Source organism: Paraburkholderia sp. BL10I2N1, assembly GCF_004361815.1.
Classification (GTDB): domain Bacteria; phylum Pseudomonadota; class Gammaproteobacteria; order Burkholderiales; family Burkholderiaceae; genus Paraburkholderia.
Map to the genome: position 1 here is coordinate 2,291,964 of NZ_SNWA01000001.1, position 21,772 is coordinate 2,313,735.

At 58.7% G+C, this 21,772-nt stretch carries 27 protein-coding genes and 2 pseudogenes; 17 read left to right on the plus strand and 12 right to left on the minus strand.

The features are described 5' to 3' along the window. Nucleotides 1-28: 28 nt before the first annotated feature. Nucleotides 29-379, plus strand: coding sequence for a DUF1488 family protein (locus tag B0G77_RS10750; protein ID WP_243750965.1), 351 nt, complete (start codon nucleotides 29-31; stop codon nucleotides 377-379). Between the two features lie 552 nt (nucleotides 380-931). Here B0G77_RS10750 and B0G77_RS10755 read toward each other — a convergent pair. The 4 genes from B0G77_RS10755 to B0G77_RS10770 form a co-directional block, all read right to left on the minus strand. Continuing rightward, entirely contained in the window at nucleotides 932-1,321 is a 390-nt protein-coding gene (locus B0G77_RS10755) for a hypothetical protein (RefSeq protein ID WP_133662115.1), read from the minus strand. A 468-nt stretch (nucleotides 1,322-1,789) separates the two neighbouring features. Beyond that, complete coding sequence (locus B0G77_RS10760) at nucleotides 1,790-2,530, minus strand: 3-ketoacyl-ACP reductase (protein WP_133662116.1); 741 nt, start codon at nucleotides 2,528-2,530, stop codon at nucleotides 1,790-1,792. Nucleotides 2,531-2,595: 65 nt separating this feature from the next. Continuing rightward, the gene (locus tag B0G77_RS10765; RefSeq protein WP_133662117.1) at nucleotides 2,596-2,979 is read right to left on the minus strand and encodes a hypothetical protein; all 384 of its coding nucleotides are present in this window, start codon (nucleotides 2,977-2,979) and stop codon (nucleotides 2,596-2,598) included. Between the two features lie 164 nt (nucleotides 2,980-3,143). Further along, complete coding sequence (locus tag B0G77_RS10770; RefSeq protein ID WP_166656094.1) at nucleotides 3,144-3,416, minus strand: helix-turn-helix transcriptional regulator; 273 nt, start codon at nucleotides 3,414-3,416, stop codon at nucleotides 3,144-3,146. A gap of 633 nt (nucleotides 3,417-4,049) precedes the next feature. On the opposite strand from B0G77_RS10770, the gene phaP reads away from it, so the two are divergent. The 6 genes from phaP to B0G77_RS10805 all read left to right on the plus strand — a co-directional run bounded on the left by phaP (nucleotide 4,050) and on the right by B0G77_RS10805 (nucleotide 7,419). Beyond that, complete coding sequence (phaP, locus tag B0G77_RS10775; RefSeq protein ID WP_133662118.1) at nucleotides 4,050-4,625, plus strand: TIGR01841 family phasin; 576 nt, start codon at nucleotides 4,050-4,052, stop codon at nucleotides 4,623-4,625. Nucleotides 4,626-5,319: 694 nt separating this feature from the next. Beyond that, nucleotides 5,320-5,589, plus strand: a complete 270-nt coding sequence (locus B0G77_RS10785; RefSeq protein WP_133662120.1) for a hypothetical protein — start codon at nucleotides 5,320-5,322, stop codon at nucleotides 5,587-5,589. A gap of 339 nt (nucleotides 5,590-5,928) precedes the next feature. Continuing rightward, the gene (locus B0G77_RS10790) at nucleotides 5,929-6,201 is read left to right on the plus strand and encodes a DUF1488 family protein (protein ID WP_133660298.1); all 273 of its coding nucleotides are present in this window, start codon (nucleotides 5,929-5,931) and stop codon (nucleotides 6,199-6,201) included. A gap of 168 nt (nucleotides 6,202-6,369) precedes the next feature. Then, nucleotides 6,370-6,600 (plus strand): hypothetical protein, encoded by a 231-nt coding sequence (locus B0G77_RS10795; RefSeq protein WP_133662121.1) that lies wholly within the window; start codon nucleotides 6,370-6,372, stop codon nucleotides 6,598-6,600. Between the two features lie 217 nt (nucleotides 6,601-6,817). Continuing rightward, nucleotides 6,818-7,129, plus strand: a complete 312-nt coding sequence (locus B0G77_RS10800; protein ID WP_133662122.1) for a hypothetical protein — start codon at nucleotides 6,818-6,820, stop codon at nucleotides 7,127-7,129. A gap of 53 nt (nucleotides 7,130-7,182) precedes the next feature. Beyond that, the gene (locus B0G77_RS10805; RefSeq protein ID WP_166656141.1) at nucleotides 7,183-7,419 is read left to right on the plus strand and encodes a hypothetical protein; all 237 of its coding nucleotides are present in this window, start codon (nucleotides 7,183-7,185) and stop codon (nucleotides 7,417-7,419) included. Between the two features lie 65 nt (nucleotides 7,420-7,484). Here B0G77_RS10805 and B0G77_RS45240 read toward each other — a convergent pair whose 3' ends face one another. The 3 genes and pseudogenes from B0G77_RS45240 to B0G77_RS43145 form a co-directional block, all read right to left on the minus strand. Further along, nucleotides 7,485-7,811 (minus strand): hypothetical protein, encoded by a 327-nt coding sequence (locus tag B0G77_RS45240; RefSeq protein ID WP_279571349.1) that lies wholly within the window; start codon nucleotides 7,809-7,811, stop codon nucleotides 7,485-7,487. Continuing rightward, nucleotides 7,812-7,874, minus strand: a pseudogene (locus tag B0G77_RS45245) (H-NS histone family protein); the annotation flags it as partial. A 24-nt stretch (nucleotides 7,875-7,898) separates the two neighbouring features. Continuing rightward, nucleotides 7,899-8,132 (minus strand): hypothetical protein, encoded by a 234-nt coding sequence (locus tag B0G77_RS43145; protein WP_166656143.1) that lies wholly within the window; start codon nucleotides 8,130-8,132, stop codon nucleotides 7,899-7,901. A 295-nt stretch (nucleotides 8,133-8,427) separates the two neighbouring features. Between B0G77_RS43145 and B0G77_RS10815 the strand changes: the two genes are divergently transcribed. Further along, nucleotides 8,428-8,817 carry an H-NS histone family protein gene (locus B0G77_RS10815; RefSeq protein WP_133664098.1) on the plus strand — a complete coding sequence of 130 codons (390 nt, stop codon included), beginning with the start codon at nucleotides 8,428-8,430 and terminating at the stop codon, nucleotides 8,815-8,817. Nucleotides 8,818-9,393: 576 nt separating this feature from the next. Here B0G77_RS10815 and B0G77_RS10820 read toward each other — a convergent pair. Continuing rightward, complete coding sequence (locus B0G77_RS10820; RefSeq protein WP_133662124.1) at nucleotides 9,394-10,623, minus strand: ISL3 family transposase; 1,230 nt, start codon at nucleotides 10,621-10,623, stop codon at nucleotides 9,394-9,396. 160 nt (nucleotides 10,624-10,783) lie between these two features. On the opposite strand from B0G77_RS10820, the gene B0G77_RS10825 reads away from it, so the two are divergent. Continuing rightward, on the plus strand, nucleotides 10,784-11,431 hold the full coding sequence (locus B0G77_RS10825; protein ID WP_133662125.1) for a hypothetical protein: 648 nt from the start codon (nucleotides 10,784-10,786) through the stop codon (nucleotides 11,429-11,431). Nucleotides 11,432-11,786: 355 nt separating this feature from the next. Here the strand turns inward: B0G77_RS10825 and B0G77_RS10830 are convergent, their stop codons facing one another. The 4 genes from B0G77_RS10830 to B0G77_RS10845 form a co-directional block, all read right to left on the minus strand. After that, the gene (locus tag B0G77_RS10830) at nucleotides 11,787-12,416 is read right to left on the minus strand and encodes an RNA 2'-phosphotransferase (protein ID WP_133662126.1); all 630 of its coding nucleotides are present in this window, start codon (nucleotides 12,414-12,416) and stop codon (nucleotides 11,787-11,789) included. Nucleotides 12,417-12,623: 207 nt separating this feature from the next. Next, a complete protein-coding gene (locus B0G77_RS44185) occupies nucleotides 12,624-13,007 on the minus strand; it encodes a hypothetical protein (RefSeq protein ID WP_243750966.1) in 384 nt (127 codons plus the stop codon). A gap of 33 nt (nucleotides 13,008-13,040) precedes the next feature. After that, a complete protein-coding gene (locus B0G77_RS10840; RefSeq protein ID WP_133662127.1) occupies nucleotides 13,041-13,724 on the minus strand; it encodes a hypothetical protein in 684 nt (227 codons plus the stop codon). A 178-nt stretch (nucleotides 13,725-13,902) separates the two neighbouring features. Continuing rightward, nucleotides 13,903-14,358, minus strand: a complete 456-nt coding sequence (locus B0G77_RS10845; RefSeq protein WP_133662128.1) for a hypothetical protein — start codon at nucleotides 14,356-14,358, stop codon at nucleotides 13,903-13,905. Nucleotides 14,359-14,386: 28 nt separating this feature from the next. Here B0G77_RS10845 and B0G77_RS10850 point away from each other — a divergent pair, with 28 nt between their 5' ends. From B0G77_RS10850 to B0G77_RS10890, 8 genes and pseudogenes are all read left to right on the plus strand, one after another. Beyond that, a complete protein-coding gene (locus B0G77_RS10850; RefSeq protein ID WP_243750967.1) occupies nucleotides 14,387-14,773 on the plus strand; it encodes a transposase in 387 nt (128 codons plus the stop codon). Next, entirely contained in the window at nucleotides 14,770-15,105 is a 336-nt protein-coding gene (gene tnpB, locus B0G77_RS10855) for an IS66 family insertion sequence element accessory protein TnpB (RefSeq protein WP_133662130.1), read from the plus strand. The genes B0G77_RS10850 and tnpB overlap by 4 nt, the downstream gene beginning before the upstream one ends. 63 nt (nucleotides 15,106-15,168) lie before the next feature. Further along, nucleotides 15,169-16,701, plus strand: coding sequence for an IS66 family transposase (locus tag B0G77_RS10860; protein WP_133662131.1), 1,533 nt, complete (start codon nucleotides 15,169-15,171; stop codon nucleotides 16,699-16,701). A gap of 195 nt (nucleotides 16,702-16,896) precedes the next feature. After that, nucleotides 16,897-17,253: a helix-turn-helix transcriptional regulator gene (locus B0G77_RS10865; RefSeq protein ID WP_133662132.1), complete on the plus strand. Its 357-nt coding sequence runs from the start codon at nucleotides 16,897-16,899 to the stop codon at nucleotides 17,251-17,253. 264 nt (nucleotides 17,254-17,517) lie between these two features. Then, nucleotides 17,518-18,348: pseudogene (locus B0G77_RS10870) on the plus strand (CoA transferase); the annotation flags it as partial. After that, complete coding sequence (locus B0G77_RS10875) at nucleotides 18,341-19,480, plus strand: acyl-CoA dehydrogenase family protein (protein ID WP_133662134.1); 1,140 nt, start codon at nucleotides 18,341-18,343, stop codon at nucleotides 19,478-19,480. The pseudogene B0G77_RS10870 and the gene B0G77_RS10875, both read left to right, overlap by 8 nt. Nucleotides 19,481-20,105: 625 nt before the next feature. Further along, on the plus strand, nucleotides 20,106-20,474 hold the full coding sequence (locus tag B0G77_RS10885) for a PAAR domain-containing protein (protein WP_208116415.1): 369 nt from the start codon (nucleotides 20,106-20,108) through the stop codon (nucleotides 20,472-20,474). A gap of 384 nt (nucleotides 20,475-20,858) precedes the next feature. After that, nucleotides 20,859-21,467 carry an N-acetylmuramoyl-L-alanine amidase gene (locus tag B0G77_RS10890; RefSeq protein ID WP_133662136.1) on the plus strand — a complete coding sequence of 203 codons (609 nt, stop codon included), beginning with the start codon at nucleotides 20,859-20,861 and terminating at the stop codon, nucleotides 21,465-21,467. Nucleotides 21,468-21,772 lie beyond the last annotated feature (305 nt).

The window sequence follows — 21,772 nt, forward strand, 5'->3', positions numbered from 1 at the left end:
ACGGAGTCGCTCGAGGGACAGGCTCAAAATGGAATCCGATACGTATTACCCTAGCCACTACTTAGCCGCTCCAATAAACCCTCAGCGCGCCCTTCGCAACATGGATACTGCACACGACGAACCGTCTGTTTCCGCCAACAAGGCAACCGTTGTCTTTCGCATTTCTTCGCATCGACGTACCGTCGAATGCGCCATTACGCGACAAGCCCTGGTCCAGTATTTCTGGGCGCCCGCTGACGCTGACGACGCACGGCTCCTGAAGGCATTCGCCGACGGAAGCAAACGAATCGCGGCCGTCGCCGAACGAAAGATGCTGACTGCGCAACACGAGCCCGTCGTGCTGAACGCAGCTGACTTTGCTGACCGGGGCTTTGCCTGAGGCCGCCTGCCGCCACCCGCTTCCGATGAAAGATTCCCAACGGGTAACGCAGGGTATAACCAACTGTCCTGGTTGGCGTTCGTGCGTGTCGACCACCAGACTACCGGGTCAGTGGCATCTCGTTCTTCAGTTCTGGCTACTTCCCAGCGCGTCGCGCTCAAGCTGTTCTCGGGATACGTGACGAACGTTCGCGGCGTAACGAGGGGTCAAGGCAACGATAAGAACCGCCCCCACGCGAGCCGGCAAAATCGGAATCTGAGGGCCGTCACAAATCATGCATTGGCCATCGAGCGGCTTGAGTGCCTGCGTGCATGGACATGTTCCGACAAGGTTGGGGTTGCCCCAAACAGCACAGCTGCACTAGCGTGGTCTCGCCGTGTCGCTGAGCCCAGTTTGGCTCGCATGCCGAAACTCGGCTGCCCCGTCAGACCGGGCCGCAGGTCGAGGCTGCAAGAGTCTTTTCGACTGACAGGCTGGTCAGTCGAGAGTCAGCTCCCTCGTCAATATCATGTCGGCGTTAACATTTACCTGCCCGGGCGAGATGCTCAGGAACTACGGAACCGACTGTGTCAACATCCGGTCTGTGCTCCGGTCTGCATCGGCTCCCGGCATTTTCCTGCAGGATATTCGGGGCGCAGGCGTCGCACCCGCATGTAGTGCGGCGACGAGCATCGCGCAACGTTCTGAATCCGCCTCTCCTCCTGCGAGCAATTCCTGCTCAACCGCACGTCGGAGTAACTCGGGAACGGCGTCGCTGAGAGCCTGCGACAGTCGGTCGAGCGTTCGTTTCTTTCGACCATCCAGGACGGCTGCCAACAGGGCCGCGAGCTCCTCTGCAAAGGCGGTGGCAACCGGCGCGAGTGCGGGTCCGAGTTTGTCGCCCGTCCCGGGAATTTCCGACTGGTTGATTCTCTTCAATGCAGACTTGCGGCTTGTGGCCATTGTCAACTCCATAGAATCTTCGGATAGTTGGCCTCAGCGCCCGGAATTCACGGATAGCGTCATCGATGTGCGAACGACTGTCGCGCCCACGTCGAACGAGCGTTCGCTTGATGTCACTGTGTGGCGGACCGCTATCAACCGCCGCGTCGTGTAATGCCGCCGCAAGCGTGGCGCTGTTTGACGGTCCAAACGATGAAATAAAAGACGCTTAACCCGTTTAAAGCGACCCGGACGACACAGCTCATGTTGGCAAGCTTGTGCCGGAGACCACTATGCATCCCGTGAAAACGCGAACGCCACTTTTCCCCGAAAGACGCCGATGAGAGTCGATGCGGTTTATGGCCGCATCGCATCGCGGACGCCCCGTTACCAGCAAACGCGTCGCGAGGCTTTGCACCCATCGTCATCCGTCCTTGTGTGCGACTACGGTGCTTTCAGTTGCTCACATGCACTGGCGTCGCGCAGGCCTCAACTCATATGGAGCCCACCGTTCAGTGAGAAGTCTGCACCCGTCGCAAAGGCCGATTCGTTGCCGGCAAGCCACGAAACAATCGAGGCAATCTCCGAGGCCTCTCCGAGACGGCGAACCGGGATGCTCTGGACGATTGCATCCAGTACTTCAGGACGTACGGCACGAACCATATCCGTGCCAATGTATCCCGGTGAAACCGTATTCACGGTAATGCCCTTCGTTGCCACTTCCTGGGCAAGCGACATCGTGAAGCCGTGAATACCCGCCTTGGCAGTCGAGTAGTTCGTCTGGCCGAACTGCCCCTTCTGGCCATTCACGGATGAGATGTTGATGATTCGCCCCCACTCCCTGCTGACCATCCCCTCGATGACCTGCTTGGTCACGTTGAACAGGCTCGTCAGGTTCGTGTCGATGACATCGTTCCAGTTCTCACGCGACATCTTGCGAAACACGCCGTCTCGCGTAATGCCGGCATTGTTCACCAGCACGTCAATCTCACCGACCTCTTTCTTCACCTTGGCGAAAGCGGCTTCTGTGGACTCCCAGTCGGCGACATTGCCCTCCGAAGCAATGAACGAGAATCCAAGGGCGGTCTGCTCGGCCAGCCACCGCTCCCGCCGTGGTGAGTTGGGTCCGCATCCGGCCACGACCGTTAGTCCGTCCTTGTGAAGCCGCTGACATATCGCCGTACCAATTCCACCCATACCGCCCGTTACGTAAGCGATTCGCTTTGACATGTTCTACCCTCGGTTGCTGTTGCGGTTAAGGATTCAAACTTGTGGTTCGCGTGCATGCATGCGGCTTACGCTGATTCGCACGCCTTCGCCTTCTGTGAGTCCGTGCTTTTTCGCTTCCGGGCGACGGGTTTGCGAGCAGACACAGGTCCGGGTGCCGCGCTGGGTACCCCCTCCGGCAAACGGCCGCACTCGATAAAGTCCTGTAGCACCTTCGCCGCAGCCGGCTTCCCGCGCTGCTCCAGTCTTCTGCGAAGGGCCCCTGCAAATGCCTTCATGTCGTCGCGTCCGTGCCTGGCCTCGAACTCCAGAATGGTTTCCCTGACCGCCGCAAGCATGCTTTCCTCGTACATCATGCTCGCGATATGCGAGGCGCCGCGCGCCAACTCCATCTCGTATTCATTCAGGCGCGGCGGCTCCTCGAACGCCCCGTTTGGTTCAGCTGACTTCACATCGATACCCCTAGGTTCTGCGGAAACACCTGCTGTGTCGCATCAGAAATGCGCACAGCGGTGTCATTTCGAAAGCGATGCCGACTGAGGTGTGCGCATCAGAACGTGTGAGGAGGGCCCGCGTGACACCGACTCCATTCACTGCAATTTCAATACAGTGCACATCAGGCGACCTGAGTCTGCCCTGTGCAAAGCCAGTGAACGTCGAGATTGAGGACGGTGGCGAGACGCATACAGGCGTTCAGCGGCGGGACGGTGATTCCACGTCGCCAGTATTGCACGTCGTATTCACTCACGCCCAGCCACTTCGCTGCGCGCGCAGAACTGATGCCGGCCCGTTTGAACGCCCTGTCGAGGCGTGCTGCCAAGGCACGCCTGAGGCGGTCATTCTCGGCAGTACGCTCGAGATGGTCAATATTCAGGGTGGCCCGATTCATCTTCTTTATCTCCCAGCTTATTTTTTTAAGCGATTCAGCACCGATTCTCCTCGATGCCGAATGAATCTATGCGTCCGCCATGACGGCCTCGTGACACCATGTTGGACTCTCCCGTTACGCTGTATCACAGCCGGAACAGCGTAACAGTCGCAGTTCCAACTATTCCTCCGCATGTATACCGAAGTCAAACGAAAAATAAATTGAACGATTTCGTTGCACCACATCAGGCTCGTGCCTCGGCTTTTCCGGTGACGAACTTTCTGCGCAGGCAACGGCTTTGGTCACGCAGCTTCGAAGCATTCGGTAGCGGGCCCCGGCGAGTGGATTGCAACACTTTTGCGGCGCTGCACACGTCCCGTGAAAGGCCCATGTCTCGCACCCGGTCGAAGCCCAGAAATGTTGCCAGGGTTTTCCCTGCAAACCGTCTGTGACCCAACGCCGACGGGGCATTTGAGAAGACTCTCACGTACTGAGCACCGCTGCGATGGAACAGGTGATTGACATTCACGCGCTACCCCATAAAATGAGATATTGCTGCATCGCATCAATCATTCACTTTTCGTGACCCATGGTGCGCGATTTCATTCATCGGACTTGCTGACATCGGTCACTTCACCTTCTATGGAGTTAGTGATGAGCAGTCTTACCCCGGAACAAATCGTCGCCGCGCAAAAAGCCGGTGTTGACACAACGTTTGGCCTCCTGAACAAAGCTTTTGCCGGCGTTGTAAAGCTGGTCGAACTGAATATGCAAGCGGCCAAATCGACCCTCGCCGAAAATCAGGAAATCCTGGCCAAGGGATTTTCAGCCGGAGCCCCGCAGGCGTTGTTCACTCAACAGGGAAGCCAGGTTCAACCCGCCATAGAAAAGGCGCAGTCGTACTGGCGCCTCGTCTACGAAATCACCTCCGGCACCCAAGCCGAATTCGCGGCGGTCGCCGAAGCGCAACTCAAGCAGTATCAACTCGATGCGCAGATTTTCGTGGACAGCCTCGTGAAAAACGCACCGGCAGGAAGCGAAACCGCTGTGGCGGCATTGAAGACTTTCATAACGACGACAAGTGCGACGGCCAACAAGGCGTATGAAACAGCGAGGAAGGCAGCCAGGCAGGCAGTGGAGCTTGCAGAAAACAATATCAACGCTGCGTCGCCGGCCTCGACCAAGCGGACTCGACAGCTTCCGGCACCGGTCGAAGCCGCCGAGAAGTAATAGCGTTTTGTCGTAGCCACCGCTATCAAATCTTTCACGCGAGCCCCGGCGCGGTTTTTTGGGGTGGTGGCCTGTGGCGCCCGGAAGCGACCAGCACGCCTCGAACGCCGTCACGAAACCAATCTCTCGAGCCAGAAATTTTCAGGCGAAGTTGCGCAGGTTTTCTGCCGTAGCTTCGTTTGATTTCGTCTGGCATCAATCGCGGGAAGCGACCACATTCCTCGCGGCCGAAGGTCTATCTAAGCGAGTGCCACATGGCAACGCCGGGACAACGGCAACGAGGCTGAGGAGGCGCGGATGAACACGGCAGAAAGGCCCCTGCGGCTCCTGGTTGAAAAGTGGCTAACACCAACTTTTTCGACGCCGATTCGGGTAACCCGGTTCGGTCGCACTGGCACCAGCCGGCGACGCTATGTGCGCGTTGAGGCACAGCGACCGGAAGGTTCGGTTGCGCTTTTTTTCTTCCGGCACGACGACGGCACATGGCACGTGTTCCCGCCGGAAACCGGGAGCTGACCATACTTGCTTGCGGCATGGTGCCGTGCGATGGGGTTATTTCAGCAGCCCGTTTGCTGTATTGCTTGACGTCAATTTTCGACCAAATTGAAATATTTTCTATAGCAGAATAATTGAGTGCCACCGTTCTTTCGTGCACATGCCGGATAGAAAGAGCAGGTAAATCAGAGCGCATGCAATGACCGCCACTGACAGAGGTTCGACGGGCAAAAGCCCCTACACGTTCCGCGACATCGACGCCGCGATAGCGCATCTCGAGCAGGTGCTGGGCGCAGAAGGCGCGAATTCTCTCTTCTCCAGAACTTACTGGCGTGGGCGCGTGCTTCAGGCACTTGCGACGCCGGGACTTGTACCGAACCAACAACAACGACTGCAGAGACTGCTGGAAAGCATCGATGCCTTCCGGCCTGAAGTGCCAGTCTCCAGTCCGGAACAGTCGATGAGTTAGGCCAACCGGCAGAGGGGCTCGCACATCCAGGCGGAACTCGCCTCATCGATAGCCACTGCGGAGTTTCTATAGCACCACGCCATCGAAGTCGCGAGTTGGTTGCAAATGCAACTACAAGGGAAGAAAGTCTCAGGCTATCGGGTCGGGACAGGCGCCGCTGCGAACCGTCCTGACTGCACTGCGCCCGCTACCCTATGGGTTGCGGTGACGCTTCCGCTTAACGAAAGGACTCGACAGCGGTCAACCCCGGGGGCCATCTGATTTATTATTGACCGGGTATGCCAGCGGGTGCTCTCGGCGGCAACCCTGCGTTCGAGTCAATAAGGAATCTATACAACTATGGACGACACCCTCACCGCAGAACCCCGCGTTTCTTCAGACGGAAAAGTGGTTGCTTTCGTTGCATCTTTTCGCAACCAGTCGGTGCAATGCTCAATCACCCGCGACGCGCTCGAACGGCATTTCTGGTTGCCGGCCGGCGCAAACCAGGCGCGCGTATTGAAAGCGTTTGCCGACGGACACCTGCGCATAACGGCAGCCGTCGAAAGAAGAATGCTCAAGAAAGCCGGCGCCCCGATAGTATTGTCGGCAGCAGACTTTGCGGACCGATGACGCGGCTCCAGCGGCGACCATCTGTGCCGTCTCGCACCGATTAAATCCGACGCATCTTTTAGAGGCGTATTGCATGCTTCCAATGCAGGCAGCCTCAGGGAGGCAACGCCAAACGCCAACCGAAGCGTCCGGACGGTGGTCGCGCCCGGTCCCCAGGAAACAACGTCGATGAAAGAGAAAAAGGTCTCGGCGGAGGCACGCGCCCTCGAGCGCGTGGTGAGCGCCGCGCGAGAAGTACAGGCCGCGTCACTACGGCTGGAAGCGCACTACGTGGAAGACCCACATAAGCAACCAACGACTTTGGGATTGGCCAGATTCGCGGCGGCCATGCAGGAACTGAAGGACGCGCGGGAAGCCTTCGATGCGCTGCTCGAGAAAACAGACCTGACCTCACCCTGACGGCAATCTCACGAGTCAGCTTTGTGAGGCGGCAGTCGCTAGTTTCATTGGCATCGTGCCGTCGATACCGTGCTGAGCGCTTCCTGGACTGCACAGGAAGCACTGGTAATCCCGCGTTACCAATCTCGCACTGCCGTTTCACCTGTGTCCAACATTGCCTCCTACACTCCGAGCCACGTTCACTGACATTGCACGCAACGTGCGAGGAGAAGGGAAAATGAACAAGACATTCGTTGGTGCGGCTCTCGGTCTGGCAGTGCTGGCAGTATCAACAGCAGCATCGGCCCACGTCGACGTCGGCATTGGTATCGGCATCCCGGTCGGGGTCTATGCCCCGGCTCAGCCGGTGTATGTTGCTCCGCCGCCAGTTGCCTACGCTCCCGCGCCCGTGGCCGTTGCCTACGGTGGCTACGACGATTGGCGGGCGCGGGCATGGCGCGAGCGTCGTGAATGGCGCGAACGTCAATGGCATCGCGACGAATCGCGTGACCACGAGTGGCACGACCGGGGCCGCTGGGGCGGCGATTGAATCGGCGCCGGAACACACCACATCCCGAAAACATAACCCGAGCCTACCCTCGAATGAAAGCTAGCCCGATGAAGTTTGCCTTGGCCGCTGCCACGCTGGCGTTGGCAACAATTGGAACCGCCAACGCCGCCGGCTGCCTCAAGGGCGCGGTCGTCGGTGGTGTTGCTGGGCACTACGCGGGGAATCATGCGGTCGTCGGGGCCGTCGGCGGCTGCATGGTGGGCAAGCACCTGGCGAAGAAGCACGCCGAAGAACAGGCCGCGCAGCGCCAGACAGCGCAAGCTCAATAGGACGTTGAATCAGGTTGGCCCGGTGGACCAGCGAGTCGCCGCTCCACCGGGTAACCCTACTACCTTCAGGTCGCCGAGCCAGCGCCAGACTCGACTGTAGCCGCTGGAGTAGTCACGGCTGCGCTCTTGCGCGGCACTCTCTTTGCCGCCGACGTCCTGCTTGCAGCCCGCGCAGCCTTCTTCGCGGTCGCTCTCTTTGCCGGCGCCTTTGCGCTCACCGCCTTCTTGGCGCCAGCTTTCTTCGCCGGCGATGCTTTCTTCACTGCGACAGCCTTCGTCACAACGACCTTCTTGGTGGCCGCTTTCTTTCCCGCAACCTTCGCCTTGCTCGCACCATCCGCATCGGTCGCCGCGCCGGCTTCTGCAATCAGGAACCTGCTGCGGTCCTTCACGTCCTTAATCCATGCTCGAGGCCGGGCATGACCACTCCACGTTTCGCCGGTTTTTGGATTCAAATATTTCGGTGACGGCTTCCCTTTTCACTGGGATGCCGCGTTCGCTTTGGTCCTGACCGCTGTCGTCGCGCTGACACTCAGCTTGTGTTCGCGTTTCTTGCCACCAACATGCACGTCGATGTCAGCAATCGTCAGGCCGTGTTTTGACGTTAACTCACGCATCTTGTCGATGACAGCGACGACTGCTTCGCAATGAGTGCGTCCGCTTGCGCATCTCAATTTCTTCATCTTTGCCCGGAGTTGTTCTAGTGTTGCCATATCAACTCCGTGCGTCGTAGTTCAATTGCACGCAATATGCCAGGAGCGCGCATAATATTGCTGTGGAATTCCGGCACGACCGAAGTTCGGCTCCGGTCCCCACGCTGAGCGCAGCCTCGAACGACCCCGGTCATATTTCCAGTAGCGGTACATTCAGCGTCTGACGGGGAAACAGTGTGTGGAGGGCCTCATCGTCGCTCGCGGCCCATCACAGTATTCCATAGACCGAAACGGCACATCGCTGCAATCGGCGAGCGATTTCCTCAAGGAAATTGCTTTAAGGAAGGAATGGTTCATGGACGAAAGAAAACGGGATAGCATGGTTGCTTATCTCCGTCGCCGTATGCAGGAATTTGGCATCAAGCCGGCCGACTTGGCATCAGCGATTGCGAGCGACCAATCAACGCTTGCAGGACCGCGCTACCGCAGTGCGACCGGAGACACGTGGAACGGGGAAGGAAAGATGCCGCAATGGCTGCAACAAGCGATTAGTGCGGGACAGTCCGCCGAACACTTCAAAGTGTCCTCAAACGGGAAGCACCTGCGGAAAACCAGAGAAAAGGTCGACTGGCGCGATGACCCGTTTGCAGGAAGCCCGCTGGCGCGGGTGCAGCGCGAACCATCAACTGAGGCTTTTGCGACTCGCTACCTTCTGTCAACGCGGCACGGCCTTCGGCATAAGTAACAGCCTGATGGCGACATAAACCATACGCCGCCGCATTCGGCCCTGATTGCAACTCGTCCCGGAGGGACCGAGCCACAGTTCCCTTTTAGCGCTCAAATCTTGAGCTTGTTTAGACTAACAGCCGATGCTCGTAGTACGGTCTATCTCTGTCATCATGAATTGCGTGTAGCTCGGCCAGATTGGAAACCACTTCCTCCCGGGCCGCAACTCCGCCACCCGCCGAGTGTTTTCCGTTGATGTCGAGGCAACAAGCCGTTCCTCGACAGGAGATATCTATCTGCTTCCGAGAAGAACGGGCGCGTCGCGAATTACATATCAGCAAATCTCGCCGTACCTGTGGTACTTTTTTTGAGCGTCCACAAATCTCCCCAGATGGCAGCCACTTTTTATTGGCCGTCATGCTCATCAAATCTGGTTATACCTACTGCCGACTATCGCAGTGCTCTGAAGTCCTCAAGGACAGCAGTGTGCAGCAGCAGCCGAACGGAAGGTGCACCTTAAGTGTGCTCCATTGGATTTAAGCGAATCTGGCTGGGAGATATTGGGCTCTTTTAAAAGCGCAGTGGGTAATGCGGCTCACGAGGCATGCGGATTGAGTGCTGAGAAGTCGAGTTTGCCCGCGATGAGAAACAGCACGGTGCGCATGGTCTTGAAGCTGGCGTATCCCCGTGCCTTGCGCTTGGCGGCCTGAAACAGGCCGTTGATCGCCTCAATGAATCCATTGGTCTGGCGTGTCTGCGCCCACGCGATGATGCCGTCGAAATGACGACGGATCATGCGCGCGACGTCCTTCATGGGCTCGACCTTGGAACGCATGACGTTGCCGCACCACCGGCGCAGCATTTTGGAGACGACGTGGATCTGTTTGCGATCGAGAATCTCGCGCAGTTGCTCGCGGTACATCCACGCTCGGGCCGTGCGGTTGGTGGCGTACTGGCTGATCAGCGCCTCGAGATCGGTCAGTTGCGCGAGATCGAGTTTCTCGGCATCCTTGAGCAGCGACCAGCGCATGCCCTTCAGCGAGGGATCGGTTTTCTGCTGCGCGCGGCGCACACCATCAAGCGCTTTGGACGCATGCGCCACGACATGAAACTTGTCGAAGGTCACACGCGCGTCGGGCAGGTGTTCGTCCACGCCCTTGATGAAGGCAGCCGACATGTCGATGCTGACCGATTCGATCTGTGCAGGCGTGGCATTATGTTCCTCCAGGTGCCGGGCAAAGCGTTCGACAACGCCGGCATCCTTGCCTGGCGTGACGAAGACCACGCGCCTTGCGTCCATGTCGGCGACCAGCGAGATATAGTCCTGCCCACGTCGGGCCGACGTTTCGTCAATGGCCACCGCGGTAACTTCGGACAGGTCGGTCGCGGCCACGGCCAGGTCCACGTAACGGTCACAGATGGCCTTCACCCGATGCCACGACAGGTTCACCACGCGGGCCACCGCGGCAAATGTCATCTCCCGGCACAGCGTCAGCACGAGCGCTTCAAACAGCAGCGTGAAGCCGTCCAGCTTGCCTATCCAGTCGGGTTCGACCAGGCGCACCGAGCCGTCCGGCAGACGCACCCGCGGCACCCGAACCTCCAGATAGCACTCGTGCTGAAAGAAGTTGAGGTGGCGCAGCCGCTTGATCTGGGTGTCGTGAGCCGGATGCTCGCCCGCGACGCCGGGATAGGGAAAGCGCGTACCCGCGACAAAGTCCACGGCAATGGTCAGTTCACGCCGCGCGGCATCGAAATCGACGCCTTGCACGTACCACGGGGCCTTGATTCCCAAGGCGGCTTCAAACAGTTGGGTCTGGTTCATCGGTTCACGTTGTCTTGCAGGGCTGGTTGCCGCATTCTGCCGCAACCAGCCCTGTCCCAGCTTACTTCTTCAACGCGCGTCAAGTATTCGCTTCGCCGGGCTGACGCCCGTACTTGACCCGCCAAACCAGCCACTCGGAATTTGAAATAGGCAGATATTGATGAACGACGCGACAATGTTTGATGGAATTGACGAGCTTTTTCAGTTCGGCACTTTGCTCCCGCTCTGGACTTTCAAGCCGAGGCCAGAGCAGACCTCTGGTTTGCCCGACAGCACTCCGGTGCTGACTTGCGCGCTGACGAACAAGGAGGCTGACTGTCTAGAGACTGAGCATTCTGATTCATATATCACTTTCGAGTGGGTCGAGACTGATGACTTTATTAGCTTGAACATCTGTCTGTATCTTGGCTACACGCGGGTGTACTGGGTCGTTGATATAAGCGACCCTGAAGTTTATGAGGCAATCGAGTTGTGGAAACGCGCTGGCAAGGTTCCTATTGCGTTTTTCGCCCGCGACGGTGAGGTCCGGCGTCAGCTTTATCACGTTGCACGGATGCCACCATTTAATCCGGAGGTTGGCACGTACTGGTCTGACCCGTGCCATGAACCGACCGCGCGCCGATGGGAGGCGATGACCGTATTGCTCAACGCATGGCTCCGATTGCCCTACATAACCGAAGTTATCGTCGGTACGCCGCTGCGGCACGCTCTCGGGAATGTTCTGCTGACGAAGCGCTGGGAACGGCTCGCAAACGAAGGTATCGTCGCCAATTCAAGGAAAGCGATGCGCGCGGAAATACCGGATTAGTCTCGCGTGTGTCTTACATCATTTGCGTTTCCGACGATAAGTCACAATCTCCTGGTACGGGCATGTCATGATGAGACGCGCAGGTCGCTGCGTTACCTAACGTTCGGTTTGGCGGATAGGTCTCTGAACAATCAGCCCCTCGGCGAAAGGATGTTGCATACGTTGTAGCGTAGCTCGGCTCGCGTTTGCGGTCGGAAGCTTCGGCGAAATTCGAACTCGCTACGTACGCACCCGCCTTTCTCGTCTCGGAGACCAGACGTAGTATCAGCGAGTAGCAGTTCTTTCGCGCGCTGCAGATTTAGCCCGCACCTTTGCACTCGTCGCATCTTGAGAGGTTTGAGATAAGCGCAGACATTCACGATTTTGGCTCGCTTTCGTACGGTCTGAACTGTGAGAGGTAAGCTGCCGGCACAACCTGAGTAAGCCATACGCCGTTATCCGAGCGGGAGAAGGTGTACCCATCAGCGTGCATCTGCGCGGCATCCACGACCAGTATCAATGGTTGACCGTGGCGGGCGCCTACCCGCGTTGCCGTGTCGACGTCCGTGCTCAGATGGACGGCGTGTCTGGTTCGAGGCGTCAACCCTTCTTCAGCAATACTCGCCCGGTTGCTCCAGGTAGTGCCGTGATAAAGAACCGTCGGCGGCTCCATCTCGGCATATCCAAGGTCTACCTCTACAGAGTGGCCTTGCGCCGCGCGTATTCGCTTGCCATCCAGCGAGAGCGTGAATCGTTGTTTATCGTTCGTGGCAACGACCGCCTCTATGATGTCTCTGGTGATTGTCGGCAGTGTCCTAAGTCGCTTCGATGCACCCGCTTTACGCGCGGTACGTTCGATTGCGCGTATCAGTTCGTCGACAGATACCCATCCTTGGTTGTCGAGACGGACACCAACCATCCGGGATTCGTGACGTAAAATTCTCGAGAGCAGTCTGCTAATCGCGACATCGTCCCCTAGCGAATGCGAATCTTTATTTGTGTTCATAGGAGGCATACGCCTCCACCGGCATCCAGGCCCTGCGGCGAAGCTAGGCTAACGGCGCCCGCAGTGATGAGCAGTCCGTCTGCTTCTCGCAGCCAAGTGGCCACGTTCTCCTGCTCGTCTTGCGAATCGGCCACCTCTGCATCTCCATTAGAGTACGCCAACGGTTAACGGCGCCTGCTCCCAAGCCGCCGTGGCGTTGCGTTCGCTTCAATTCGGTTTCGGCCGCACCGCGCGCCATTGTTCCAGCTCTTTGCTGAGCGCGTCTATTTGCGCTTGCATGCCGTCCGCTCGTTTCAGCAGCTGTCCGACTTCATACCAGTAGGCATATCCTAAGTCCCCGTCCTCCAAGCCCAATTCGTGAAGCTTGCGAAGCGCAATCTCGAGGTCAATATGGTTATCCGAGTTCATCTCTTTTTCCGCTGATTTTGAGGCGTCGTGGTCGCGCTGCGTGGCAGGCATGCGCCTAAACAAAACCCCTTCGTTCACGTATCTCCTTTTGATGCGCAGCATGACCAAAGTGAGTACGAACCCGACTGCCGGCACGACCAGAAGTGCGGGCTTATTGAGCGCGAAGGTCAGGAGTTCTTTCATGGCGAGCAGAGTTAAGAAACTGAAGTCTTGTGCCTACGGAAACAGCCTCGCGTATTGTTCCGCGAACCTCACAGCTTCCTCTACTACCGGCTCGACATCTTCGGCTGATAGCCGTTGGAGCGGCGTAGAACCGCCCAGCGAATCAACCGGGGTCGTGAAGAAGTCAAACATGGTCCATGAGTCGATTTCGCCTAGACGGCGTATGACTTTCGCGAAATCGTCGCGGAAAATCATGTGCGAAAGAAAAAACGCTGGATAGTAGGGCTCAGGCCCGAAGTAAACGCGGAACATTCGACTCGAAGCGACATACTTATCCAGCTTCTTTTCGGTGATGCCAGCCGCCGCGCAGAAGTCGGAGGTTCGAAGTACCTTACCCTGAAGCACGAGAGGGTAGCGCTCAGCGTTCGCTTTATTGGCCCCTGGCAAAGGCTCATGTTCGGGAGTCCGCTGCGACGCACGTTTGACGCGCTTGCGAAGATTCTCTTCCTCCTCTCGAAGCGCGGGAAGGTCGATTCCGTACACCGTGGCCACGCCGACGACTTCACAGAGATGATTTTTGAAGATGCGGCCAAGCGCAGCATCAGGGATTTTGAGCAGCGTTTCAGCGACTTTGGGGTCGAACAGGACGGCAGCAATGACAGTGCGACGGATGATGTGTTGCACCCATTCGTCCTTGAGCGATGTTTCGTTCTTCGTAGCACGCATAGTCCGCGGCATGGTCATTCCTTTACTTAAGCTAAAACCTGTTGGCGCAGAGTTGACGACACGCAAATACCAGACGACCCCCGTCCGTTGGCGGCTTGTATAGTCTCCAGACTACGTCTTCCAATCGCTGTGGCATCTCTGCCCCTCGCTTCTTATGACCTGCGCCGCGTATGCAACAGATATGTGGGCACTAGGCATCGTCGTCACTCACAGATTTCGCGAGCATCAGTTCTGTGACATCTTTAACGGCGCCGCCCTGTCCGCGGGTGATGGTGTGAAACCAGATGTCCCAGGTGTCGATAACGCCCCAAAAGAATCCGGGCTCGCCAAGGAGTCGGTAGGTGAGGCCGTCGCTCGTCTGCACGTGCGTCGTTTTCGGGTTGAACGTAACGAGAGCAGAACTTACGCGTCCTTGGTCAACGGAGTCGTAGCCAACAAGACGCTTCAAACCGTCATCGGTCTCGAAGATTCGCCAACGCGAGAGATAGACATCAGGCTCGACCGCGGCGAGGGGTGTCGGTCGACGGGGCATCAGTACCTCCTCAATTACTCTGGCCTCATATAGCGTGAAATAGCCAGCTTGCTCGTAAGCGCCCGGCAATGTCACCTTGAACCGGCGGGTCATGAAAGCGACGATCGTGTCCACCTATTTTTTTAATGGACACGTGTACGCTATGAACGAAAATGAAGTGGGTTCTGAAGTGGTGCAGCCGAGGCGGCGCCGTCGGCACAGCAAGGAGTTCAAGGAGAAGGTGATTCGTGCGGCGATGCAGCCGAATGTGTCAATCGCTGCGGTCGCGCTGCATTACCAGTTGAATGCGAATTTGTTGCGCCGATGGGTGGCTGCACAGGAGGAACAGGACCTCGCACGTGAGGCGCGCCAGTCGATGAGCGTGCCGCCGGCGGAGTTCGTTCCGCTGCAACTGCAGGCGCCGGGCGCGGTGCCCGCTTCGACGGAGATTCAGATCGAGGTGCGCCGGGGAGCGGCGACCGTCATGGTGCGCTGGCCGCTTTGTGCCGCAGCCGATTGCGCCGCCTGGTTGCAAGGGTGGCTGCGATGATCCGCATCGAGGCGATCTGGCTGGCGACGGAGCCCATCGATATGCGCGCCGGCATCGACACGGTCCTGGCGCGTGTGGTCAAGGTGTTCGGCGCGGCACGTCCGCACCACGCCTACCTGTTCGCCAATAAGCATTCGACGCGCATGAAGGTACTGGTGTACGACGGGTTCGGTATCTGGTTGGCTGCGCGTCGCCTGAACAAGGGGCGGTTCATCTGGACGAATGGGGACCAGGCGATCGCCACCGCGCTCAATCCCGAGCAGTTGCGAGCGCTCGTGACCGGACTACCGTGGCAGACGCTCACACACGATCACGCGATTACGGTCGTGTAATACCCCCAAAGACGTAAACTGGCTTGCTTGCCGCAGCGGGTTGGGTTCTGGCAGACTGGCCCCATGAACCTGCCCGCCAACCTCGACGCTCTGAGCCCCGACGAACTGCGCACACTGGCTGCGCAGTTGATGGCTCAGGTCGGCGAGAACGAGCGGGAACTGCGCTACCGTAAGACGCGCATCGACCAGCTCACACACGAGATTGCCGTGCTCAGGCGTCTGCATTTCGGCAAGCGCAGCGAGCAGCTCAACGCCGAGCAACTGAGTCTGCTCAATGAGGCGATCGATGCCGATCTGGCAGCACTCGAAATCGAACTTGAGCAGTTGCAGCCGGATACACCACCGGATAAGCAACGACAGAAGCCCAGGCGCACACCGCTGCCTCCGCACTTGCCGCGCACCGACATCCACCATGAACCCGACGACAAGACGTGCTCCTGCGGTTGCCAGCGAGTGCGTATCGGCGAGGACGTCAGCGAGAAGCTGGACTATACGCCGGGCGTGTTCACGGTCGAGCGGCACATTCGCGGCAAGTGGGCCTGCAAGGCGTGCGAAACGCTGATTCAGGCGCCTGTTCCGCCTCATGTGATCGACAAGGGCATCCCTACCGCCGGCTTGCTCGCGCAAGTGCTGGTCGCCAAATACGGCGATCACTTGCCGCTGTACCGTCAGGAACGCATCTTCGAACGCGCGGGTCTTGCAATTCCCCAATCAACGCTTGGCGAGTGGGTTGGCGTTTGCGGCGTGCGGTTGCAGCCGCTAGTCGACGCGCTGCGCGACGAGCTTCTGCAACAGGGTGTGCTGCACGCCGATGAGACGCCGGTGCAAATGCTGGTTCCCGGTAAAGGAAAAACGCAACGCGCCTATGTATGGGCGTATGCCACCACGCAGTTCGCCGACGTGCGCGCAGTGGTCTATGAATTCGCGGATAGCCGTGCTGGCGAACATGCTCGCACGTTCCTCGGCAAATGGCGTGGCAAGCTGGTGTGTGATGATTACAGCGCCTATAAAGCCGGATTCGAGCTGGGCATCACTGAAATCGGCTGCGCGGCACATGCCAGGAGGAAGTTCTTCGAACTGTACGCCAACCACAAGAGCCAGATCGCGGAACAGGCCCTGAAATACTTCGTCGCGCTATACGACGTCGAGCGCGACGTTGCAGACCTGAAGCCCGATCGAAGATGTATCGAGCGCCAAGAGCGAGCGCGACCCATTGCCGATGCATTGCATGCCTGGATGACCGGTCAGCGCAAACTGGTCTCCGAGGGATCGGCGATCGCCAGGGCACTCGACTACAGCCTCAAGCGATGGGACGCGCTTACACGCTACCTGGTCGATGGGCATGTGCCCATCGACAACAACTGGCTGGAAAATCAGATTCGTCCATGGGCCCTGGGAAGGGCGAACTGGCTCTTCGCGGGCTCTTTGCGTGCGGGCCAACGTGCAGCCGCGATTATGAGCCTGATTCGATCAGCGCAGCTCAACGGCCATGATCCATACGTCTACCTGAAAGACGTACTGAATCGCTTGCCAACGCATCGCGCCGACCACATCGCTCAGCTACTGCCTCATCGCTGGGCGCCGATCACCGCCTGATCGCTGTAGGCACTCCCCAGGGTGCCATTGCCGGGCGCTTACGCTTGCTCCACATAAACAGCCCATCCGCAAGTTACGCGGTAGGTCAAGTGCGTTCACATCAAATACCAAATAGCCGATATTCGACTATAGTCGATTTTGGACTATTTCAAACGTGACCGCAAGCTGTCGCCGTTCTGACATCTTGGCCCTCTCGTGCAAAAGTCCATATACACCGAGCATTACGGTCTTCTCTTGTCCACGCTGCGGGAAGCGAGGAAGACAGCCGGATTGTCACAAGTCGAATTGGGGAGAAGGTTGGACCTTACCCAGTCAATCATTGGAAAATGCGAGCGTGGCGAACGGCGGCTCGACGTCATCGAGCTCAGAGAATGGTGTGGTGCGATTGGCGTTACGCTCAGCGAGTTAGTAAGTGACCTTGAGGCAGCCATTTTGCATTTCGAAGCCGTCAAGGCGAACGCGCGAAAAACTGCGAGCAAGACCGCACGGAGGACCGGGAAAAAAACGATACAAAAGCCAGCGCGAAAAACTTTGCGAAAAAACCGCGCGTAAGGTGGTCAAAAGCCGCCTGTGCCGCTTCCCCGTGTGCACAACTTCGCTGCCCACACCACGAGGGTGTGGACAGCCGCCTAACGGCGGTTCCGAAGTTGCACACACTTGAGGCTGACGCGCCGGCTACGCCGGCTTGCCCAAACTTAAATTACAAATCCATTGAAAAACCAGAGTCGACTTGCGATAGCCCGTAGGTTCTGCGTGGGAAGTGCAGAAAGCCAATCTGGTCGCGGCGTTGATGGTAACAAGTCGATGTAGGAAGAACAGGCGATGTGCGGCCTGATGGATGCGACTGGCTCGCCAGACGGCACGCCGACGCTCGTCGGCGAATCGGTGTCCGACGTCGTGAGCGGCCTGTTCGCTTCGTGGGGGGTGCTGGCCGCGTTGCTGTCGCGCGAGAAGACGGGCAAGGGCACGCACGTCGATGTGTCGATGTTCGATGCCACGCTGAGCCTGAGCGCCACACTGGTCGCGCGCTTTGCGGCGACGGGCATCGCGCCGCAGCGAGTGGGCAACCGCCACCCTTCGTCTGGGCCATTCGGTGCGTATCGCGCAGCTGATGGTTTTTTCGTCGTGGCAGTACTGAACAACAAACTGTTCGAAACGTTTGCGCACGCGATCGGGCAGCCGCATCTCGCATCTGATTCGCGCTACGTGTCCGACGAATCGCGCTGCCGCTTCGAAGCGGAGTTGCGCGCCAGCATCGAAGCGTGGTCGGCCGAGTGCACCGTCGACGAGGTCAACCGCGTTCTGGGCGCAGCCGGCATTCCGGTTGCGCCGATCCGCAACGTGCAGCAGGCGCTCGAAAGCGATCACGCAGCGTTTCGTGGCTTGTTGACCGATGTGCCGCACAACGATGGTCGCTCGATGCGACTGCCGTCACAGCCGGTGAAGTTCTCGGCGTACGACACGAACCGCGTCACGTCCGCGCCTGCACTCGGCGAGCACACGGAGCCGGTATTGAAGGCGTTGGGCCTCACCGCGGGGCGGATAGGCGAACTGCGCGCGAGCGGCGCACTGGGCTGTGACGTGAACGCGGGGGTAACTGCCGCCACAAGAGAAGGCGGACTGACGGAGGAGAAACATCATGCTTAAGCGGATGGGCGTCGAGCAGAACGACATGGAGATCGCGGATGCCATCGAAGGCTTCGCTCAAAGCGAGCTGGCGCCGCAAGCCGCGCAGGTGGACCGGGACGAGATTCCGACGACACGTTATGTGAAGCAGCTTGCCGAACTCGGCGTGATGGGGATGAACCTGCCTGAGCGGTGGGGCGGAATCGGTGCGTCGCCGGTCGCGGTCATTCTGTCGCTGGTGGAAATCGCGAAGGCTTGCGCGGCCACGTCGTCGATGATCGGTGCACACTATCTGGCGACCGATTCGATCCTGATCGGCGGCGATGACAGCCTGCGCGACCGTTACCTTCCCGAAGCGGCTGCTGGCACGAAGCTCGGTGCCTTCGCGCTGACCGAACCGCGTGCAGGCTCGAATCCCGCCGATATGGCGACGCGCGCCACCGTCGAAGGCGAGGGCTACCGCATTCGCGGCGTGAAGCATTTCATTTCGAATGCGGATGCGGCGGACTTCATCGTGGTGTACGCGAAGACCGATCCGGAGGCGGGTGCGCGCGGCATCAGTGCGTTCGTCGTCGATCGTCATACAGAGGGCGTCGCTGTGTCGCCGGCCGAGAAGCTGATGGGTATTCGCGGCGCGCCGGCGCACGAAGTCGCGCTCGACTGTTTCGTGCCGGATGCCAACCGTGTTGGTGCTGATGGCACGGGCTTTCGCACAGCGATGAAGGTGTTCGATAACAGCCGGCTCGATGTCGCGGCAACGAGTCTCGGTATCGCAGAAGCGGCGCTCGCGGGCGCGGTCGAATGGGCGAAGCAGCGTCAGGTGGGCGGCGAGCCGATCGCACGCAAGCAGGGTCTGCAATGGATGTTCGCCGATATGAAGACTCGACTGGAGGCCGCGTGGCTTCTCACGCTGCAGGCGGCTGTCCGGCGCGCGGCTGACGAGCCGTTCACGGATGCGGCGTCGATGGCGAAGCTGTATGCATCTGAGACCGTCGCGTTCGTCACCGATACCGCCTTGCAGATCCTTGGCGGCTACGGCTTTACACGCGAGATGCCGCTTGAGCGGCTGGTGCGCGATGCGCGTATTCTGCGCATCTACGAAGGATCGTCGGAAATCCAGCGCACGGTGATCGCGCGCTCGGTGCTTGTGTGAGCTGTCGGGAAAGAGGGCGTCCTCGAGGCGTTGTCCGCGTTCCTGCTGTTCCTGCTTGCGTTCTTTACCCCGTGGAGCGCGCACACTGGACGCCGGAACGGCGGGCGAGACAGGCCGAAGCGATCCGGCGCTGGAAACCGTGGGAATGCTCAACGGGGCCAGTAAGGGACGCGGGCAAAGCGGTCGTGTCCGGTAATGCGACGAAGCATGGCATGTGTTCGGCGCACTGGCGGGATGAATTGCGACGCCTGAATGCTCTGTTGCGTGAATGCAAAAGGCGGCTGCAGCGCTAGTTCTCGCGGCACGACGGCGAGGTTTGTAACGAGTGGTTAAACCGGGGGGTAACTTGCAGACACAGCCAGTCGAACCCGGATGAGTGCGCCGCCCGTCGTCCGGTCTGATTGTCTATCAAAGAATCAGACGCGCTCGCTCGTTGCAAAAAACGGCTGACCATCGTTGACATTTTTCAGAACGATCCCATCGAATTCGGACCCCTAATTCATTTAGAGTAATGCTGAGGTCGTGAGCCCGGCGCGGGCAAGTGACCCCATCGGCGCAGTTTTTTATACGGGACACTTAGGACTTGATAGCAGGCATTGATCTTTTCCATTCAGGGGGCTTGAAAATGTCGGAACAGCAGAAGAACGAAACGACGTATCTGTTTGCCACCATCGGCGTACATGCCGGGCGCGGCGGCTGGATCAGCAGCGTCACGACCGGCGCAGAGTACAAGGGGCTGGCGCTGGCCCGCGTTGGCGATACCGTTACCTATGACGACGGGAGAAAGGCGACCATTCTCGACGGCGCTGGTTCTGCGGCAATGTGGGAAGACAAGCCGCTCGCGCTGGTTGGCTCGCGTTTGAGCAATGGCGACACGATCACGGCAACCTTGCAGGATCGGTGGGGCATCACGGTTCGCGACGGCGAACCCATCCCCGGCCTGTTCGACGCGGACTGGACGCATGTCCGAGAAAGGCCGCGTCGTCGTACTTGACGACGATCACGTGTTGTGTCCGTGTGGGACAAACAGGGTGATCGTCGTCAGCGATCCCGGCGTATGGGTCCGCACAAGCGACGGCGGCTCTGGCAGCGCGATCAGGGCTAGCGCAGTGTCAGCGCGTTCGGAAGACGACACGAAGCCCGTTTTACAAGCTATTGAGGAACAACATACTCGTGTGTTTTTTGTGTGGGATAGCGTTACTGGTGAAGCTCTAGCCAACCGGGATTACGTGGTCGATGTTGGAGGCGTGAGGCAACGTGGCAAAACGGATGGGGAGGGGTACGCGAAGATCACGACTAACGGCGAGCAGCCCGTCAACATTCACGTCATCTTTTCGTCACCAAGGCGCTCCCTGAAGCCCCGTCCAGGAAACTAGCCGTGACAGCAGACTACGACATTGAGCATTGGACGTCGGCCTGTACAATGGTCGGCAATAGCAAAGATAACGCCATCGGAATCAAAGTTGACAATCGGGCGGCGACGCGGCAGGCGATTATCAACCGAGTACGTCAAAGCGGCATGAACTTCGTGGAACGGTCAAATTGGGCCGCGCACAAAAACCGCCCGGCTCGGATGCATGACGACTGGGATTACAGCAAGATCGCTATCCACCATGCCGGGCGCAGCTTCACGTGTGGGCCAGCCGCGCTTCAATTGCAGGATATTCAGGACATGCAGATGGGGCGAAACTCTGCCGCAAGCGACGATATCGGCTATCACTACGCACTCGACTGTGTCGGAAATGTCTTTGAGGCTCGGGATATCCGGTTCAAGGGCGAAAACGTGCACAACTACAACACGGGGGTAATCGGCATCGTTTTGTTGGAGAACTTGACGGACCGCGGTGAGGGGGACGATGGCGTCGCGAGGGTCACAAAACTCCTTAACATCATCGGCCTTAAACAAAAGCCACAAGTCCCCGAAAAACAGAAGGCATCGATTGTGAGCAAGATCGACTGCTTCCCCGTTTGCCAAGGTCGACGATGAATGGCGGCGACTCGATTTCGCAAGGGAACCGATTGTTCTTCCGAGTACGCATAGTGCGGCTTAGTCTAACGCATCATTAGGGCGGACTTGCGCGTCATCGTTACGCCTGCGGACAGGCATGCCTTGCCCATGCTTCCATAAGTGGGCGGCGCTGCTCCAGCAAATCGGTGCGGTGATAGGCCGCTTCAACCTTGTTCGGCACCGTATGCGCGAGCTTAGCCTTGGACGACGCGACGGCGCGGGCGGTAACGCTGCTGCGTCGCCCAACGCGCTTAAATATGGCGTGTATTTGTGGTGTACTGGCG

What these genes read in the sequence shown, in the direction of transcription:
- B0G77_RS43145 (WP_166656143.1), bottom strand. Translation starts at nt 8,132, where the DNA reads ATGGCAACACTAGAACAACTCCGGGCAAAGATGAAGAAATTGAGATGC.
- B0G77_RS10790 (WP_133660298.1), top strand. Translation starts at nt 5,929, where the DNA reads ATGGACGACACCCTCACCGCAGAACCCCGCGTTTCTTCAGACGGAAAA.
- B0G77_RS10805 (WP_166656141.1), top strand. Translation starts at nt 7,183, where the DNA reads ATGAAAGCTAGCCCGATGAAGTTTGCCTTGGCCGCTGCCACGCTGGCG.
- B0G77_RS10840 (WP_133662127.1), bottom strand. Translation starts at nt 13,724, where the DNA reads ATGCCGCGGACTATGCGTGCTACGAAGAACGAAACATCGCTCAAGGAC.
- B0G77_RS10755 (WP_133662115.1), bottom strand. Translation starts at nt 1,321, where the DNA reads ATGGCCACAAGCCGCAAGTCTGCATTGAAGAGAATCAACCAGTCGGAA.
- B0G77_RS10750 (WP_243750965.1), top strand. Translation starts at nt 29, where the DNA reads ATGGAATCCGATACGTATTACCCTAGCCACTACTTAGCCGCTCCAATA.
- B0G77_RS10760 (WP_133662116.1), bottom strand. Translation starts at nt 2,530, where the DNA reads ATGTCAAAGCGAATCGCTTACGTAACGGGCGGTATGGGTGGAATTGGT.
- B0G77_RS10795 (WP_133662121.1), top strand. Translation starts at nt 6,370, where the DNA reads ATGAAAGAGAAAAAGGTCTCGGCGGAGGCACGCGCCCTCGAGCGCGTG.
- B0G77_RS10885 (WP_208116415.1), top strand. Translation starts at nt 20,106, where the DNA reads ATGTCGGAACAGCAGAAGAACGAAACGACGTATCTGTTTGCCACCATC.
- B0G77_RS10820 (WP_133662124.1), bottom strand. Translation starts at nt 10,623, where the DNA reads ATGAACCAGACCCAACTGTTTGAAGCCGCCTTGGGAATCAAGGCCCCG.
- B0G77_RS10800 (WP_133662122.1), top strand. Translation starts at nt 6,818, where the DNA reads ATGAACAAGACATTCGTTGGTGCGGCTCTCGGTCTGGCAGTGCTGGCA.
- B0G77_RS10860 (WP_133662131.1), top strand. Translation starts at nt 15,169, where the DNA reads ATGAACCTGCCCGCCAACCTCGACGCTCTGAGCCCCGACGAACTGCGC.
- tnpB (WP_133662130.1), top strand. Translation starts at nt 14,770, where the DNA reads ATGATCCGCATCGAGGCGATCTGGCTGGCGACGGAGCCCATCGATATG.
- B0G77_RS10825 (WP_133662125.1), top strand. Translation starts at nt 10,784, where the DNA reads ATGAACGACGCGACAATGTTTGATGGAATTGACGAGCTTTTTCAGTTC.
- B0G77_RS10770 (WP_166656094.1), bottom strand. Translation starts at nt 3,416, where the DNA reads ATGAATCGGGCCACCCTGAATATTGACCATCTCGAGCGTACTGCCGAG.
- B0G77_RS10815 (WP_133664098.1), top strand. Translation starts at nt 8,428, where the DNA reads ATGGACGAAAGAAAACGGGATAGCATGGTTGCTTATCTCCGTCGCCGT.
- B0G77_RS10785 (WP_133662120.1), top strand. Translation starts at nt 5,320, where the DNA reads ATGACCGCCACTGACAGAGGTTCGACGGGCAAAAGCCCCTACACGTTC.
- B0G77_RS10830 (WP_133662126.1), bottom strand. Translation starts at nt 12,416, where the DNA reads ATGAACACAAATAAAGATTCGCATTCGCTAGGGGACGATGTCGCGATT.
- B0G77_RS10850 (WP_243750967.1), top strand. Translation starts at nt 14,387, where the DNA reads ATGAACGAAAATGAAGTGGGTTCTGAAGTGGTGCAGCCGAGGCGGCGC.
- phaP (WP_133662118.1), top strand. Translation starts at nt 4,050, where the DNA reads ATGAGCAGTCTTACCCCGGAACAAATCGTCGCCGCGCAAAAAGCCGGT.
- B0G77_RS44185 (WP_243750966.1), bottom strand. Translation starts at nt 13,007, where the DNA reads ATGAAAGAACTCCTGACCTTCGCGCTCAATAAGCCCGCACTTCTGGTC.
- B0G77_RS10875 (WP_133662134.1), top strand. Translation starts at nt 18,341, where the DNA reads ATGCTTAAGCGGATGGGCGTCGAGCAGAACGACATGGAGATCGCGGAT.